Source organism: Pseudomonas sp. WT-JTC (assembly GCF_056711565.1).
The window spans coordinates 6,044,188-6,060,828 of the sequence record NZ_CM160042.1; the positions used below are offsets into that span (position 1 = coordinate 6,044,188).

The 16,641-nt window shown below is 60.7% G+C and carries 14 protein-coding genes; 7 read left to right on the plus strand and 7 right to left on the minus strand.

Features of this window, described 5'->3' with window-relative positions:
* Positions 1–18: 18 nt before the first annotated feature.
* From AC06G5_RS27555 to AC06G5_RS27570, 4 genes are all read right to left on the minus strand, one after another.
* Positions 19–1,062, minus strand: a complete 1,044-nt coding sequence (locus AC06G5_RS27555; RefSeq protein WP_413424190.1) for an ABC transporter substrate-binding protein — start codon at positions 1,060–1,062, stop codon at positions 19–21.
* Positions 1,063–1,110: 48 nt separating this feature from the next.
* Positions 1,111–2,235 (minus strand): ABC transporter ATP-binding protein, encoded by a 1,125-nt coding sequence (locus AC06G5_RS27560; RefSeq protein ID WP_413424188.1) that lies wholly within the window; start codon positions 2,233–2,235, stop codon positions 1,111–1,113.
* A gap of 343 nt (positions 2,236–2,578) precedes the next feature.
* The gene (locus AC06G5_RS27565; RefSeq protein ID WP_413424186.1) at positions 2,579–3,232 is read right to left on the minus strand and encodes a response regulator; all 654 of its coding nucleotides are present in this window, start codon (positions 3,230–3,232) and stop codon (positions 2,579–2,581) included.
* A 46-nt stretch (positions 3,233–3,278) separates the two neighbouring features.
* Positions 3,279–5,675, minus strand: coding sequence for a PAS domain-containing sensor histidine kinase (locus AC06G5_RS27570; RefSeq protein ID WP_480458597.1), 2,397 nt, complete (start codon positions 5,673–5,675; stop codon positions 3,279–3,281).
* Between the two features lie 73 nt (positions 5,676–5,748).
* On the opposite strand from AC06G5_RS27570, the gene AC06G5_RS27575 reads away from it, so the two are divergent.
* Positions 5,749–6,738 (plus strand): alpha/beta hydrolase family protein, encoded by a 990-nt coding sequence (locus tag AC06G5_RS27575; protein ID WP_413424182.1) that lies wholly within the window; start codon positions 5,749–5,751, stop codon positions 6,736–6,738.
* A gap of 39 nt (positions 6,739–6,777) precedes the next feature.
* Here AC06G5_RS27575 and AC06G5_RS27580 read toward each other — a convergent pair whose 3' ends face one another.
* The 3 genes from AC06G5_RS27580 to AC06G5_RS27590 are packed head-to-tail and all read right to left on the minus strand — an operon-like array spanning position 6,778 to position 9,234.
* The gene (locus tag AC06G5_RS27580) at positions 6,778–7,545 is read right to left on the minus strand and encodes a TerB family tellurite resistance protein (RefSeq protein ID WP_413703928.1); all 768 of its coding nucleotides are present in this window, start codon (positions 7,543–7,545) and stop codon (positions 6,778–6,780) included.
* Position 7,546: 1 nt separating this feature from the next.
* Complete coding sequence (gene murU, locus AC06G5_RS27585) at positions 7,547–8,218, minus strand: N-acetylmuramate alpha-1-phosphate uridylyltransferase MurU (protein ID WP_413424178.1); 672 nt, start codon at positions 8,216–8,218, stop codon at positions 7,547–7,549.
* The gene (locus AC06G5_RS27590; protein WP_413424176.1) at positions 8,215–9,234 is read right to left on the minus strand and encodes an aminoglycoside phosphotransferase family protein; all 1,020 of its coding nucleotides are present in this window, start codon (positions 9,232–9,234) and stop codon (positions 8,215–8,217) included. The genes murU and AC06G5_RS27590 overlap by 4 nt, the downstream gene beginning before the upstream one ends.
* 130 nt (positions 9,235–9,364) lie before the next feature.
* On the opposite strand from AC06G5_RS27590, the gene AC06G5_RS27595 reads away from it, so the two are divergent.
* The 6 genes from AC06G5_RS27595 (at position 9,365) to AC06G5_RS27620 (ending at position 16,638) form a co-directional block, all read left to right on the plus strand.
* Positions 9,365–12,163: an LPS-assembly protein LptD gene (locus AC06G5_RS27595; RefSeq protein WP_413424174.1), complete on the plus strand. Its 2,799-nt coding sequence runs from the start codon at positions 9,365–9,367 to the stop codon at positions 12,161–12,163.
* A complete protein-coding gene (surA, locus tag AC06G5_RS27600) occupies positions 12,144–13,460 on the plus strand; it encodes a peptidylprolyl isomerase SurA (RefSeq protein WP_413703927.1) in 1,317 nt (438 codons plus the stop codon). The genes AC06G5_RS27595 and surA overlap by 20 nt, the downstream gene beginning before the upstream one ends.
* A complete protein-coding gene (gene pdxA / locus AC06G5_RS27605; protein WP_480458598.1) occupies positions 13,457–14,446 on the plus strand; it encodes a 4-hydroxythreonine-4-phosphate dehydrogenase PdxA in 990 nt (329 codons plus the stop codon). The genes surA and pdxA overlap by 4 nt, the downstream gene beginning before the upstream one ends.
* Positions 14,443–15,261 carry a 16S rRNA (adenine(1518)-N(6)/adenine(1519)-N(6))-dimethyltransferase RsmA gene (rsmA, locus tag AC06G5_RS27610; RefSeq protein WP_413424168.1) on the plus strand — a complete coding sequence of 273 codons (819 nt, stop codon included), beginning with the start codon at positions 14,443–14,445 and terminating at the stop codon, positions 15,259–15,261. Before pdxA ends, rsmA begins: the two co-directional genes overlap by 4 nt.
* 115 nt (positions 15,262–15,376) lie before the next feature.
* Complete coding sequence (gene apaG, locus AC06G5_RS27615) at positions 15,377–15,757, plus strand: Co2+/Mg2+ efflux protein ApaG (protein WP_413424166.1); 381 nt, start codon at positions 15,377–15,379, stop codon at positions 15,755–15,757.
* On the plus strand, positions 15,757–16,638 hold the full coding sequence (locus AC06G5_RS27620; protein ID WP_413424164.1) for a symmetrical bis(5'-nucleosyl)-tetraphosphatase: 882 nt from the start codon (positions 15,757–15,759) through the stop codon (positions 16,636–16,638). Before apaG ends, AC06G5_RS27620 begins: the two co-directional genes overlap by 1 nt.
* The last annotated feature ends 3 nt before the right edge of the window (positions 16,639–16,641 follow it).

A 16,641-nucleotide genomic window follows, 5' to 3' on the forward strand; every position in this document is an offset into this window, starting at 1 on the left:
TAAGCCCGCGGAGCGGGCTTACTTGGCAGCCCAGGCGTTGAAGCGCTGTTCCAGTTGCTCGCCGTTGTCCGCCCAGAAGCTGACGTCGATCTGCACCTGATTGGCGATGTTTTCCGGGGTGGTCGGCATGTCTTTCAGGACATCCTTGGCCAACAGCGGTACGGCCTGGGTGTTGGCCGGACCGTAGGCGATGTTTTCCGAGTAGGTCTTCTGCTGCTGTGGCTGCACCGAGTAGGCGATGAACTTCTTCGCTGCTTCGGCACGCGCCTTGTCCAGGCCTTTCGGGATGGCCCATGCGTCGAAGTCGTAGATGCCGCCGTTCCACACCACTTTCAAGTTGCTTTCTTTCTGCACGGCAGCGATCCGGCCGTTGTAGGCCGAGCTCATGACCACGTCGCCGGAAGCGAGGTATTGCGGCGGCTGTGCGCCAGCTTCCCACCACTGGATGTTCGGCTTGAGCTCATCGAGCTTCTTGAACGCACGGTCCTGACCATCTTTGCCAGCCAGTACTTTGTAGACGTCTTTCGGCGCAACGCCGTCGGCCATCAGTGCGAATTCCAGGGTGTACTTGGCGCCTTTACGCAGGCCACGCTTGCCCGGGAACTGCTTGGTGTCCCAGAAATCCACCCAACTGGTCGGTGCGGATTTCAGCTTGTCGGCGTTGTAGGCCAGCACGGTCGACCACACGAAGAAACCCACGCCGCATGGCTGGATCGCGCCTTTGACGTAGTCTTCGGTTTTGCCGAACAACTTCGGATCAAGCTGCTCGAACATGTCTTCGTCGCAACCACGGGACAGTTCCGGAGATTCAACCTCTACCAGATCCCAGGACACGCTCTTGGTGTCGACCATAGCCTTGACCTTGGCCATTTCGCCGTTGTACTCACCGGCCACGATCTTGCCGTTGCCTGCCGCTTCCCACGGTGCGTAGAAGGCTTTGACCTGAGCCGCCTTGTTCGCCCCGCCAAAGGACACCACGGTCAGGTCCGGGCCAGCAGCCATTGCGCTTGCTGCCCCCATCATGCCCAGTGCCAGAGCGGTGAATTTCAGGGATCTCAACATTTATTGTTCTCTCCACGTGCAGGGTTGGTGTTGTTGAAGCCGGGGCGATCAATTCGCCTCTAGAAGTGGGTCGAGTGCACGAACGTGCTCGACCTGCCAGCCAAGCGGTACCACATCACCAACCGCCAGCCCGGGATCAAGCTCGGCAATCGGTTGCTTCACGAAGAAGTCGGTCTTGCCACAGACTTCCATGCGAACCCGGACGTGGTCGCCCAGATAGATGAATTCCTCGACTCGCCCGGAGAAGCGATTGACGCATTGGTCGCTGGAGCCATTGAGGCTCACGCGCTCCGGACGGATGGACAGGGTCACCGGCTCGCCGGTCTTGCCGACATTCACCGCCAGCGCTTCAACTTTTTCACCACGCCCCAGTTCGACTACGCAGCGGTCGCCGGTCTGACTGTGCAGACGGCCATTGAGGCGGTTGTTCTCGCCGATGAAGTTGGCGACGAAGGTGTTTTTCGGCTCTTCGTAGAGGGTGCGCGGTGGTGCGATCTGCTGGATTTCGCCCTGATGGAACACCGCCACACGGTCGGACATGGTCAAGGCTTCGCCCTGATCGTGGGTCACGTAGACCACGGTTACGCCCAGGCGCTGGTGCAGGTGCTTGATCTCCATCTGCATGTGTTCACGCAGTTGTTTGTCGAGTGCGCCGAGGGGTTCGTCCATCAGCACCAGTTGCGGCTCGAACACCAGCGCGCGGGCCAATGCCACACGCTGTTGCTGACCGCCGGAAAGCTGCGCCGGGTAACGCTGGGCGAAGGCATCGAGCTGGACCATGCTCAGCACGCGCTTGACCCGGGCGCTGACGTCGCTCTTGTTCATGCCGCGCACGGTCAGCGGGAACGCCAGGTTCTCGGCCACCGTCATGTGCGGGAACAATGCGTAGTTCTGGAACACCATGCCGATGTCGCGCTTGTGCGGCGGCACGTTGTTGATGGCGCGCCCGGCCAACAGGATTTCGCCCGCGGTCGGCGTTTCGAAGCCGGCGAGCATCATCAGGCTGGTGGTCTTGCCGGAGCCGGACGGCCCGAGCAAGGTGAGGAATTCGCCTTTGCGAATGTCCAGGTTGAGGTCCTTGACGATCAGGTTCTCGCCGTCGTAGCTCTTCTGCACTCCACGAAAGCTGACCAGAACATCATTGGCCCCTGCGCTTGAATCGACCTGGCTCATACCCACACCTTTGTTATTGATGACTGCTGTGGGGTTAAGCCTAGTGGACGCTGGGGACCACGCAAATCGGGGCGCAAGAGAGATTCGCCTCAGCCGGATGGAAGGCCGGGGGTAGGGATTGCCCTACAAGGATGGCGCGGTTTGGCAAGTGCAGTGGCGAGCGGTCAGCTACAAGCCATGAGCAAAGGCAAAAGCGGATTTGCAGGATGTCGTAAATGGATATGCCACCACAGAACCTGTGGGAGCGGGCTTGCTCGCGAAAGCGGTGTGTCAGACCCGGATATGTCGACTGACATACTGCTTTCGCGAGCAAGCCCGCTCCCACACTGGATTTTGGTGTGGTTTAGAGGAGCTTGTGTTCCATTGCGTACTTCACCAACTCGGCCAACGAGGTGATGTTGAGCTTCTGCATCAGCCGCGCCTTGTGGGTGCTGATGGTCTTGCTGCTCAGTGCCAGCTGCTGGGCAATGTCGTTGACGTTGGCACCCTGGGCCAGGCGTTCGAACACGGAGAATTCGCGCTCGGAGAGCAACGAATGCAATGGACGCGAGTCGGTCAGGCCGACCTCGAAGACCATGCGGTCGGCCAGTTCCGGGTCGATGTAACGCCCGCCTGACGCCACTTTGCGAATGGCCGTCAGCAACAGTGCCGGATCGCTGTCCTTGGTTGCATAACCGGCGGCCCCGACCTTCAGCGCCCGGGCGGCCATCTGTGCTTCGTCGTGCATCGACAACACCAGGATCGCCGGCGGATTGTTCAGGGCGCGAATTCGCGGAATGGCTTCCAGGCCATTGACGCCCGGCATGGAGATGTCCAGCAACACCACTTCGCAGGGCACATGACGCAAGGTGTCGAGCAACTGCTCGCCGTTGCTCGCCTCCCCCACCACCAGCAAGTCCTTGGCCAGGCCAATCAGCTGCTTGATGCCTTCACGGACGATGGTGTGGTCTTCGGCTACCAGTACACGGATCACGTTTTTCTCCAGTTTCAAGATCATTCGCGAGCAAGCCCGCGAAAGCGTCGGTACAGTCAACACAACCTGTTCAGGCTGCATCCAGCGGAACGCGCACACTCAGGGTCGTGCCTTCACCCGGCTCACTCTCAAGGGATAACTCACCCCCCATGATCAACACCCGCTCGCGCATTCCGACAATCCCAAAGGACGTTGGCCTGCCAGGCGCAGCGACAAATCCTACGCCATCATCGCTGACCGTCAGACACAACTCGTCGCCTTCCAGCGTCAGCGTCAGTTCAACAGTATGCGCCTGGGCATGCCGCATGACATTGGTCAACGCTTCCTGAAGGATCCGGAACAGGCCAATGGCCTTGGCGTCACTGAGCACCGGCAGATTATCCGGCACCTGCACCAGACACGGAATCTGCGTACGCGCCTCGAATCGTCGGGCCTGCCATTCAATAGCCGAGGCAATGCCGGCGTCGAGAATCGGCGGGCGCAATGCGGTCGCCACGTCGCGAACCAATTGGAAGAGTTGAGCGATCAGGCGCTTCATGCTGCCCAGGCGTTCGTTGAGGCCCGGATCGAGTTGCGCGTAAGCCAGTTCACACATGGAGGTTTCCAGCTTGAGCACCGTCAGCATCTGACCCAGTTCATCGTGAACTTCCCGGGCGATGCGCGCCTTTTCTTCTTCGCGCACGCTTTCCAGGTGCGCGGACAACTCACGCAGTTGTTCCCGGGAGCTGGCCAGTTCAAGTTCGATGCGCTTGCTCTCGCTGATGTCCCAGACGATCCCGTCCCAGACATAGGCGCCGTCTTCCAGCTGACGCGTGATGGCCTTGATTTCCGCCCAGCGCTGCTCGCCCTGACGGGTGAGGATCCGCCCTTGCCACGACCAGTCACTGTCGGTATCCAGCGCATGATCCTGGGTCTGGTGATAGCTGGCCTTGTCATCCGGATGCACCAGGCTGCGCAGGCCTTTATCGCGATGCGCCAGCGTGGCCGGCGAGTAACCCACCAGGCTTTCACTGCCTTCGCTGATGTAGGCAAAGTCGATCTGACCGGTCACCGGCGCCCGCTCCAGTCGGAAAACCAGGCCCGGAACGTTGGCGGCGATACCCTGCAGCCGCGCCTCGCTTTCCTGCAAGGCGGCCAGGGCGCGGCGCCGCTCGGTGACGTCGTTGAGGTAGACCACCAGGTATTCGCCATCGCGAAAGCGCAGAAAGCTCAACGAGACATCGGCCGGCAGAGTGCTGCCGTCGGCGCGCACACAGTTGGTTTCGAAGCTTTGCGGGCCCTCTTCACTGGCCCTGGCGCGCTTCCACAGATTGAGCCAGCGGTCCATGTGCAGACCGGGTTCGAAATCGATCAAGGGCCGATCGATGATCCCGCCGGGTGGATAGCCGAGCATGCTTTCCGCCGCGCGGTTGGCATAGCGCACGTGGCTGTCCCAGTTGACCCAGAGGATGCCGACGGTGCTTTGGTCAATGGAAAACTGGGTGAGCCGCAGCGCCTCTTCGCTGGCCGCACGCAAGGCAATGTCTTCCTGCGCGGCCATCAAGCGTTGCTCCAGGTTGTGCTGCTGGCGGCGCTGCCAGAACACGATAGCCATGCAGCTCATCGTCAGCACGACCAGTAACAGGCAGAGGTTTTGCCAGAACCCGGGGGACTCGGTGAGCCGCGGATACTTGGGTTGCAGCCATTGATTGTGCAGTTGTTCCAGATCCTTGGCCGGGATCGCCCGCAATGCACTTTCGACGATGCCCGCCAGTTCCGGCTTGTCGCGGCGCGTGGCTACCCGCAGCAGCTGCGGCAGGCCGACATCCCCGACCACCACCAACCCGGCGAACTCCGGCTCGACGGACAGGCGCCCCAATTGCGCCTCATCGACCACCGCATAAGCCGCCTGCTGGCCCGTCAGCAACTGTAATGCCTGGCGCTCCATCGGGACGCCTTGCAGGTTCAGGTGCGGATAGTTGCCGTGCAGGTAATCAGCGATGGCGCTGGGCATGCGCACAGCAACGCGGGTCTGGTTGTCGAGCTTTTCCAGCTCGACCGCGCCGGCGCTTTTCTGGTCGCTGACCACCAGTTGCGGCACCCGCATGTAGGGGTCGGAAAACTGCCAGAGGCGCAACCCGCCAGGGGTTTGGGTCAGCCCCGGGGCGATGTCGATTTCGCCCTCGCGGGCCGCGGCTTCCAATTGTTCAAGGTCGGGAAAGTTGCGCCAGCTCAGTTCGACGTTGAGGGTCTTTGCCAGCCACTTCATCAAATCGACATTCACCCCGGACAGGCGCTGCAAGCGGCGATCGTATTGCGCATAGGGCGCCTGCAACACCAGACCGACCCGCAACTCGCTCTGCTGCGTCAGCCAGTGCTGTTGTTTCGGGGTCAGCTGCGCAACATGCGCCGGGGGCGCGGGCGCCGCCCAACCCATCAAGGGAAACCACAAACAGCCGATACCCCACAGGCAGCGAAAACGCATCATTGAACTCTCACACACAGACAAATACTCACCAACCCATTAGGCTGCCGGAACAACTTCTGGCCTGGAATATCCAATGCCCCCTGTCTACCGCCTGGCACTGCCAGCATTGTGCCTGTCGCTGATCCTGCCTTGCGCTTTTTCCGTCGAGGCGGCCGACCCGGCACCTGGCGCAGCAGAAAAAACTGCCGAAGCAAAACCACTCGAACGTCAGCCGCTGCCTGAGCGTAGTCAGGAAGAAGCGACTGCACTTGAGCGAAAAGTCCCGGCTCTGGAACAGCAACAACTGCAAGCGGGCACCGACACGTTTCTGGCCTTGTGGAAACCGGCCAATACCGCCGAACCCAAAGGTGCGGTGATTATCATCCCGGGCGCCGGCGAAACCGTTGACTGGCCGCAAGCGGTCGGTCCTTTGCGGCGCAAATTGCCGGACGCCGAATGGAGCAGCCTGAGTATCACCTTGCCGGACCTGCAAAGCGATGCCATTGCGCCACGAATCGTGGAAGCAGCGCCGGCTCCCAAGGCTCCCGAAACCGGCAGTAAAGACTCGACCACCGCTGCCCCCATCGAGCAGGCGGCCGGTGGTGAGGCCGAAGTGACCGACAAGGCCGTCGCCGAAACCACCGAAGAACAATCCAGGGCAGATGCCGAGCGCATCTTCGCCCGGATCGACGCCGCGCTCGCCTTCGCCGAACAGCAAAACGCCCGCAGCATCGTGGTGTTGGGGCACGGCACCGGTGCTTATTGGGCCGCGCGCTACCTGAGCGAGAAGCAGCCGTCGCAAGTCGAAAAGCTGGTGATGGTTGCCGCCCGGACACCGGTGACAGTGAAGCCCGAGCTGACGGAACTGACCTCGACCCTGAAACTGCCGACCGCCGATATTTACTACAAAGACAAAGCGCCGGACCGCAACGCGGCACTGGAACGCCTGCAAGCCAGCAAGCGCTTGAAGTCATCGGCATTCAGCCAGGTCGCGCTCAAGGCGTTGCCGGATACCAAGGCAGAACAGGAGCAACTGTTCCGGCGGGTGCGGGGCTGGTTGAATCCGCAGCCCCCGGCGGACTGACAGACCGAGGCGCCATCACAAACAACACCTCAGCCAGAGCTAGCGAAAATCGCGCCGCTCCCGAATCAGCGTATAGGCGTTGTGCAGTTCACGCGTTCGCTCGGTGGCCTCACGAACCTGCGTCGCCGTCGCGCCACTGCCGGCAATCTTGTCCGGATGATGGCGACTGAGCAGGCGCCGGTAAGCACGCTTGATCTGTGCCGGTTCAGTGGTGGCCGACACCCCCAGAAGCCTTAACGCATCCTGATAACTTGGTACGTTGTTGGCCAATGGCCGCTTCTGCGGCTCATAGTCGTGAGCCAGTGCCTGCACCTGATGGGGCGTCCAGCCCAGCCACTTGCCCCATTGGCCGATCAATTCACGCTCACTGCTGCCGGCACGACCATCGGCCCACACCATTCGCCAGCAGGCGCGCAACACACCTTCCGCCGCATGGGGCTGGGCACTCAGGCGACGCAGATAACCGCGTAGCCGGTCGCGGCCCGACTTGCCGCGATTGAACGCGGCAATCGCACGACGCCGGGCCGGCTCGGACATGTCCAGCGCGCGCATTTCCGCCCGGGCCTGATCGATGTGCCCGGCCATCACCTGGCCGTCGCACTTGGCCAGGCGCCCCAACAGGACAAACAGCAATTCATCGTTACGCAACACCGGGCGACCGCCCAGCTTTTCCCGCAAGTGCCCCCAGCTCTGCAGGTGCAGGCGCCGGTCCAGCGCCTGCCCCAACAACGCGCCGAGCAAGGCCCCCGGAATGCTGGCTATGGCATAGCCTGCTCCGGCTCCAATCAGAGTCCCTGGCCACAGCATGTCAGCGGCTCGCTTCTATTAATGATTCAACTTCGGCCAGACGCTCGTGGGTGCCGACATCGACCCAGTGCCCTTTCAGTTGCTCGCCGGTCACTTGGCCGTCAGCCATGGCTTTACGCAACAGCGGCGCGAGCTTGAAGGCACCCGCGGCGCAACCGTCGAACAGCTGCGGATGCAACACGGCGATGCCGCTGTAGGTCAGGGTTGATGTATCCGGCTGACTATCCTGCACATGGCCATCGACCAGGGTGAAATCCCCGCTCGGGTGATGCGCCGGATTGTCCGCCAAAATCAAATGAGCTAGCCCGACGATGGGCTGGTGCAACACGCTGAAGTCGTAATCGGTCCAGATGTCGCCGTTGACCACGACAAACGCTTCATCCCCCAACAACGGCAATGCGCGAAAAATCCCGCCGCCGGTCTCCAGGGGCTCACCTTCCGCCGAGTACCGGATGCTCACGCCATAGCGCGATCCATCGCCAAGATAGTCTTCGATCTGCTGACCGAGCCAGGCATGGTTGATCACGATCTCGGTAAACCCTGCAGCCGCCAGCGCACGCAGGTGATACTCGATCAGCGGCACCCCGCCGGCACGAACCAGCGGTTTGGGGGTGGTCAGGGTCAAGGGGCGCATGCGCTCGCCTTTGCCCGCGGCCAGAATCATTGCCTTCATGCTGTCACTCCGGCACGCAGACTGGCCAACAGCACATCCAGCTCGGCCAGTTCAGGACGGCGAGCGATCACTGCATCTATATAGGCAAAGAAACGCGGCACATCGCCCAGATAGCGCGGTTTACCGTCGCGATGACAGATACGGGCAAAGATGCCGATCACTTTCAGGTGCCGCTGCACACCCATCAGGTCACTGGCACGCAGGAAGTCCTCGAACCCGGGTTGAACCGGAATACCGAGGGCGCCCGCCCGCCGCCAGTAGCTTTCGAGCCAGCCATGCACTCGTTCCTCGGGCCAGCTGAGGAAAGCGTCTTTGAACAGGCAGGTCACGTCGTAGGTCACCGGGCCATACACCGCATCCTGGAAATCCAGCACGCCGGGATTGGGCTCGCTGAGCATCAGGTTGCGCGGCATGTAGTCGCGATGCACCAGAACTTTGGGTTGTGCCAGGGCGCTGTCGATCAACAGATCGCTGACCTGCTGCCAGAGTACTTGCTGCGCCGCGTCGAACTCGATACCCAATTCGCGCTTCACGTACCACTCGGGGAACAGTTCCAGTTCACGTCGCAGCAACGCCACGTCATAGCTCGGCAGCGGCGCAACCATCGGCAACTGCTGGAAAGCCAGCAACGCTTGCAGGGCATCCTCGAACAAATCATCGGCGTTTTCGCTGTCGATGACGTCCAGATAGGTCTTGTTGCCCAGGTCATTGAGCAAAAGAAAACCGCGCTCGAGGTCTTCGGCATAAATTTTCGGCACGTTTATTCCGGATTTCGCCAGCAAAAAGGCGATATCCACGAAGGGTTTGCAATTTTCCTGGGGCGGCGGCGCGTCCATCACGATGAAACTTCTGCCATCGCCTTCCCAGCGGAAATACCGCCGGAAACTCGCGTCGCTACTGGCCGCAGTCAACGTGGCCGGGGGGACTGTGCCCCAACCCTGCTCGGCAAAAAGGGTTGTCAATTGCTCATCGAGCCAAACTTTCAGGTGTTGCAAGCGTACATCTTGATCAGGCATTGCAAGGGTCTCCGACGGCGCTAGCCGTCAAGCGGGTCATGCTTTATTATCCAGCATCTTTTTCAGACCATCGAGAGGCGTGCGGCCCACACCGCGGGCAGATGGCACGCAGGAAGCCCGGACTAATAAGATGGCATTGAAATCCCCCGCGTTTCGTAAAAAATTTCCGTTGTTGGTTACCGGCAGTTTGCTGGCGCTGCAACCCCTTGCCACTTCCTACGTGGTCGCTGCGGAACAGTTTGACTGCTCAGTCTCTGCTTCGGGTTCCTGGGACTGCGCGCCAAAGACGCCGGCGGCTGCATTGCCACCGCGTCCCGTCCATGAGGGCAGCGCAGTCTCCGCTACCGGCGAAACCCCGGCCGAGAACGGTTCCAGCGAAGACACCGGCGCCAAGCCAGTGCTGGTCACCGAATCCAAAGGCCGTGGCCTGAAGTCGCGTAGCGCAGACTACAGTCACCTCGACTGGGTTCCCCGCGAGCAGCTCACCGCCGCACAATTGGCCGAAACCGGTCCTTATTGCTCTGGTTCCTATGTCGAACCGATTCGTCCTGGCATGAATGACAAGACGAATAAAAGTGACGCTCCAACCTTTATCGGCGCAAAAGCCTCCCGCTATAAGCAGGATGAGCAGGTTGCGACCCTGGCCGGCGACGTTGTCATGCGTCAGGGCAGCATGCAGGTCGAAGCCGACGAAGCCAACCTGTACCAGGCCGAGAGCCGTGGCGACCTGAACGGCAACGTGCGCATTCGCGACAACGGCGCCCTGATCGTCGGCGACCACGCCGATGTGCAGCTCGACACCGGTGAAGCCAAGGTCGACAACGCCGAATACGTGATGCACAAATCGCGCATCCGCGGTAATGCGTTGTACGCCAAGCGTGCCGAGAACGCGATCATCCGCCTCAAGGATGGTACGTACACCACGTGCGAACCGAACAGCAACGCCTGGCAGCTCAAGGGCAACAACATCACCCTTAACCCGGCCACCGGTTTCGGTACGGCGACCAACGTGACGCTGCGGGTCAAGGACATTCCGGTCCTGTACACGCCGTACATCTATTTCCCGATCGACGACCGTCGTCAGTCCGGCTTCCTGCCGCCGAGCATCGGCACCGGCAGCGATACCGGCTTCATGCTGGTTACCCCGTACTACTTCAACCTGGCGCCGAACTACGATGCCACGTTGTACCCGCGCTACATGGAAAAGCACGGCTTGTTGATGGAAGGCGAATTCCGCTACCTGACCAAGTCCAGCGAAGGCCAGTTCGGTGCGTCGTACCTCAACGACGAAAGCGACGAGCGCGACAAGCAGTCCGACGCCGAAAAAACCCGCTACATGTACAACTGGCAGCACAAGGGTGGCCTCGACTCACGTGTCTACACACAAGTCGACTACACCAAAATCAGCGATCCGTATTACTTCCAGGATCTGCAAACTGACCAGATCGGCGTGAAAAGTGCTGACTTCGTGAACCAGCAGGGTTCCGTCAGCTATCGTGGCGACAGCTATGTGGCTCGCGTGAATGCTCAGGCTTATCAGCTGGCGACCGTGTCGAACATTACGCCGTATGACCGCTTACCGCAGATCACCTTTGATGGTGCACTGCCGTATCATCCGAACGGTCTGAGTTTTTCGTACAACACCGAAATCGTGCGGTTTGACCGGGATCTGCAGAACGGCAATTACTCCGATGAAGACGGTGTTGTAACCCCACGCCTGGACACCAACGTTGTAGGTCTGGCACGCGCCACGGGTGACCGCCTGAATCTCGCGCCCGCCATCAGCTTGCCGATGAACACGACGTACGGTTTCCTGACACCGAAGCTCAAGTACCAGTACACCCAGTACCAACTGGACCTGGACAGCACTGGCAAAGGTCAGATTGCCAATCAGACCGCAGAACAGGACAAGCTCCTGGGAACGTTCGACAGCAACCAGAACCGCGGCGTACCAATCGCCAGCATCGACAGCGGCCTGTACTTCGATCGCAATACCCAGTATTTCGGCAAGAACTACCGCCAGACCCTCGAGCCGCGCCTGTTCTACCTGTACGTGCCTGAAGTCGACCAGGAAGATATCCCGGTATTCGACACCAGCGAATCCACCTTCAACTACACGTCGCTGTTCCGTGACAACCGCTTCTCCGGCTCCGACCGTGTCGGCGACGAGAACAAACTGTCCCTGGGTGTGACCAGTCGGTGGATCGAAGACAACGGTTTCGAACGTCAACGTGTCAGCGTCGGTCAGGCCATGTACTTCAAGGACCGCGAAGTTCAGTTGCCGGGTATCGATGCCAAGACCCGCAAGGATACGCAAGCCAACGTTTCGCCGTACGCACTGGAATACGAATACCGCTGGAACCGAGATTGGCGCACCACGGCCGACTATAACTGGGACCCGGACAGCCGCAGCCCTCGTTCGGGCAGCGCGATGTTTCACTACCAACCTGAAGACAACCCGAACAAGGTCATCAACGCCGGCTATCGCTATCGAAATGACCAGGTCCGTTATGACCAGAACACTGGTAAGTGGACCGTGGGTGGGGGCGATTACGGCGTCCCCGGCCAGCCTGGTTTTGTGAAGGATTACTACAAGATCAAACAGCACGACTTCTCGGTGATCTGGCCGATCGTGCCGCAATGGAACGCCATCAGCCGCTGGCAGTATGACTACAACCGCAGCCGTACCCTGGAAGCCTTCGGTGGCTTTGAGTACGACAACTGCTGCTGGAAACTGCGCCTGATCAACCGTTACTTTGTTTCCTATGACGAGTTCAGTCAGGAAGCACCGCAAAACGAAAAAGGCGACCATGGCGTCTTCCTCCAAATTGTTCTGAAGGGACTCGGCGGCCTGACTGGCGCCAAGGTAGAGAGCTTCCTCGACAAAGGCATTCAAGGTTATCGTGAACGTGAAGACCAAGCTTTCTGATTGTCTGCGCCCGCTGATGCTGGGCGCGCTGTTCCTGAGTACGGCGGCCAGTGCCGCCGTACAGTCCATCGATAAAGTGGTGGCCATCGTCGACAACGACGTGGTCATGCAGAGCCAACTGGACCATCGCGTTCGTGAAGTTCAGCAAACCATTGCCAAGCGTGGTTCCGCCGTGCCGCCGGCCAGCGTGCTGGAGCAGCAGGTACTTGAGCGCCTGATTGTCGAAAACCTGCAACTGCAGATCGGCGAGCGCTCCGGTATCCGCATTACCGATGAAGAGTTGAACCAGGCGGTCGGCACCATTGCCCAGCGCAACAACATGTCGGTCGAGCAATTCCGCGCCGCCCTGACTCGCGACGGCCTGTCTTATGACGACGCACGTGAGCAGATTCGCCGCGAAATGGTCATCAGCCGTGTACGTCAGCGTCGGGTTGCCGAGCGCATTCAGGTCTCTGAGCAGGAAGTGAAGAACTTCCTGGCCTCCGACCTGGGCAAAATGCAGCTGTCCGAAGAGTTCCATCTGGCCAACATCCTGATTCCTACACCGGAAAGCGCCAACTCCGACGCGATTCAGAATGCAGCCAAACAGGCCGATGCGATTTACCAGCAGCTCAAGCAAGGCGCTGACTTCGGTCAGTTGGCAATCGCCAAGTCCGCCAGCGAAACCGCTCTGGAAGGTGGCGACATGGGCTGGCGTAAGGCCGCTCAACTGCCACCGCCGTTCGATCGCCTGTTGAGCACCATGCCAGTGGGTGACGTCACCCAGCCAATGCGCACGCCGGGCGGCTTCATTATCCTGAAGATCCTCGGCAAGCGTGGCGGCGAGACCCAGATGCGCGATGAAGTGCATGTGCGCCACATCCTGGTCAAACCAAGCCCGATCCGCGACGAAGCGAAAACCAAGGCCCTGGCCCAGTCGCTCTACAGCCGTATCGAGGCTGGCGAAGACTTCGGCGAACTGGCGAAAAGCTACTCGGAAGACCCGGGCTCCGCCCTCAACGGCGGCGACCTGAACTGGATCGACCCGAACGCGCTGGTGCCCGAGTTCCGCGAAGTGATGGCCAAGACCCCGCAAGGTCAGCTGTCCAAGCCGTTCCAGACTCAATACGGCTGGCACGTCCTGGAAGTTCTTGGTCGTCGCGCCACCGACAGCACCACACAGGCCCGCGAGCAGCAAGCAATGACCGTTCTGCGTAACCGCAAATACGACGAAGAGCTGCAAACCTGGCTGCGTCAGATCCGTGACGAAGCGTACGTGGAAATCAAACTCCCTGGCGCCGACCAGGCAGCGCAGTGAAACCGCAACGTTTCGCGCTGACACCCGGTGAACCAGCCGGCATAGGTCCCGACCTGTGCCTGCTGCTCGCCTCGCAAGCACAGCCCCACCCCCTGATTGCCATTACCAGCCGCGACCTGCTCATTGAGCGGGCCGCGCAACTGGGCGTGGCTGTCGACTTGCTGCCGGTCGCGCCGGACAACTGGCCGGATGCACCCGCGCCAGCCAACAGCCTGTATGTCTGGGATACACCGCTCAATGCCAAGGTCGTCGCCGGGCAACTGGACAAGGCCAACGCTGCCTTCGTGCTGGAAACCCTGACCCGGGCTGGCCAAGGCTGCCTGAACGGGGATTTTGCCGGCATGATCACCGCGCCGGTGCACAAAGGCGTGATCAACGAATCCGGTATCGCCTTCTCCGGGCACACCGAATTCCTCGCCGACCTGACCCACACCGCGCAAGTGGTGATGATGCTGGCCACACGCGGCTTGCGCGTGGCCCTGGTGACCACTCACCTGCCCCTTCGCGAGATTGCCGATGCAATCACGCCGGAGCGCCTGGAGCGCGTTACGCGAATCCTGCACGCCGACCTGCAAAACAAATTCGGCATCGCCCAGCCACTCATCCTGGTCTGCGGGCTCAACCCCCACGCCGGCGAAGGTGGACACCTGGGCCATGAAGAAATCGATATCATCGAACCCACATTAGAGCGCTTGCGCGGCGAGGGCATGGACCTTCGAGGTCCCCTGCCCGCCGACACTCTGTTTACCCCCAAATATCTGGAGCACTGCGATGCAGTGCTGGCGATGTACCACGACCAGGGCCTGCCGGTGCTGAAATACAAAGGCTTCGGCGCGGCAGTCAACGTGACCCTCGGCTTGCCGATCATCCGCACTTCGGTCGACCACGGCACTGCCCTGGACCTGGCCGGCAGCGGCAAAATTGACACCGGCAGCCTGCAAGTCGCCCTGGAAACCGCCTACCAGATGGCCGAGACCCGTTTATGACCGAGCACTACCAACACAAGGCGCGCAAACGCTTTGGCCAGAACTTCCTGCACGATGCCGGCGTTATCGACCGCATCCTGCGCTCCATTCATGCCAAGGCAGAAGACCGCCTGCTGGAAATCGGCCCGGGCCAGGGCGCACTGACCCAAGGCCTGCTCAGCAGCGGCGCCCAACTCGACGTGGTGGAACTGGACAAGGACCTGATCCCGATCCTCAACCAGCAGTTTGCCGGCAAGAGCAACTTCAACCTGCATCAGGGCGATGCACTGAAGTTCGACTTCAACAGCCTGAATGCCGCGCCAGGCAGCCTGCGAGTGGTCGGCAACCTGCCGTACAACATCTCCACGCCACTGATTTTTCACCTCTTGCACAACTCGCACCTGATCCGCGACATGCATTTCATGCTGCAAAAGGAAGTGGTCGAGCGCCTGGCTGCCGGCCCGGGTGGTGGTGACTGGGGCCGCCTGTCGATCATGGTTCAGTACCACTGCCGGGTCGAACACCTGTTCAACGTCGGCCCGGGCGCGTTCAACCCGCCGCCGAAAGTCGACTCGGCCATCGTGCGCCTGGTGCCTCACGCGGTACTGCCGCACCCGGCCAAGGATCACCGCCTGCTGGAGCGCGTCGTTCGCGAAGCGTTCAACCAGCGCCGCAAAACCCTGCGCAACACCCTCAAGCTGCTGCTGAGCAATGCCGAAATCGAAGCCGCCGGCGTCGATGGCAGCCTGCGCCCCGAGCAACTCGACCTGGCCGCCTTCGTGCGCCTGGCCGATAAGCTCAGTGAACAAGCAACACTAAAGCCCGCCGCTGACTGACAGGCGATGAACGCTATCGGGTAGGACGCCACTCTGGTCTACTACCCGATACTTGGCCTAGACTGAACTCCATCAGCTACGCCCCGCGTCCCGCTTCGTTTTTAAGGCCCCTTGCATGTCCGATCCTCGTTATCAGGTCGACGTCAGCGTCGTCACCCGCTATCTGGCAGACCAATCGCAACCCGAGCACGACCGCTTTGCCTTTGCCTACACCATCACCGTGCAAAACAATGGCGAAAAACCCGTCAAACTGCTTTCACGGCACTGGGTCATCACCGATGGTGACGGGCATGTCGAAGAAGTGCGCGGCGCAGGCGTGGTAGGCCAGCAGCCGTTGATCGACCCCGGCAAGAGCCACACCTACAGCAGCGGCACGGTCATGACCACCAAGGTCGGCACCATGCAAGGCACCTATCAGATGCTTTCCGACGACGGCAAACATTTCGATGCCATCATCGCGCCCTTCCGCCTGGCGGTGCCCGGAGCCCTGCACTGATGGCAACGTACGCGGTCGGTGACTTGCAAGGCTGCCTTCAAGCCCTGCAATGCCTGCTCAAACAAGTTGCGTTCGACCCACAACGGGATCGCCTGTGGCTGGTGGGCGACCTGGTCAACCGCGGCCCGCAATCTCTGGAAACCCTGCGCTTCCTCTTTAGCATCCGCGAATCGCTGGTGTGCGTGCTCGGCAACCACGACCTGCACCTGCTGGCGGCCGGACGCAACATCGAACGCCTGAAGAAGGCCGATACCCTGCGCGAGATCATCGAAGCGCCAGATAGTGCCGAGCTGCTCGAATGGCTGCGCCAGCAAAAGCTCATGCACTACGACGAACAGCGCAACGTCGCACTGGTCCATGCCGGCATTCCACCCCAGTGGTCGCTGCGCAAAGCCTTGAAATGTGCTGCCGAAGTCGAGACTGCCTTGCGCGACGACAACCTGTTGCCGCCCTACCTCGATGGCATGTATGGCAACGATCCGGCGAAATGGGACAACGACCTCAAAGGCGTCACGCGCCTGCGGGTGATCACCAACTATTTCACCCGCATGCGTTTTTGCACTGCCGAAGGCAAACTCGACCTCAAGAGCAAGGAAGGCCTCGGTACTGCACCACCTGGCTACAAGCCCTGGTTCCAGCACAAGGAACGCAAGACCAGGGATGTGAAAATCCTCTTTGGTCACTGGGCGGCACTGGAAGGCAAGTGCGACGAGCCGGGTATCTCGGCCCTCGACACCGGTTGCGTCTGGGGCGGCGCCCTGACCCTGATGAACGTCGACAACTTTGAGCGCCTGTCCTGCAAATGCGACGAACACGGTCATGCCGTGCCGCCAGTCGCCTCATCCATTCCACAATCATCGCCAGCCAGCGCCCCGCGCTAGACT